We start from the raw sequence: 405 nt of genomic DNA on the forward strand, positions 1-405 counted from the left end.
GCCTACACGTTCGCAAAGCCCTTGATCGCGGCGTTGCTGCAAGACTATCCGAAAGAACCATTTCGGAACAACACCGTGGGCGTGTGGGACTCCACGTTGCAGGTGGGGCCTATCAGCCTCAACCCGGCATTGCGCGGCAACGCGGGGGCGTTCGGTGGCGCCACACCCACAGCGGCGGCGAACGGCGTCACCGGCACCGTACCAGACAGCTTCACTCTGTCCCGGTCGGGCAGCACGCAGACCTGCACGACGGCCTTCGAACCCGCAGCAGACGGCGGCCTCGACTGGTGGACGACAGAAGTGATCGGCTCGACGGCGGGCGACTACCACGAGCTGTTCCAGCAGTTCAATTTGCCGCCGAATTTTGTGACGGGCGACTACTTCCAGCTTGTTCTTGAGCCGCAA

1 protein-coding gene is annotated in these 405 nt (G+C 63.2%); it reads left to right on the forward strand.

Going from position 1 to position 405, the window contains the following annotated elements:
• On the forward strand, positions 1-405 hold a 405-nt coding region (locus tag F2P45_RS34600; RefSeq protein WP_166882703.1), incomplete at both ends, for a hypothetical protein.

The sequence above is a fragment of the Massilia mucilaginosa genome (assembly GCF_011682145.1).
Taxonomy (GTDB): domain Bacteria; phylum Pseudomonadota; class Gammaproteobacteria; order Burkholderiales; family Burkholderiaceae_D; genus Telluria_A; species Telluria_A mucilaginosa.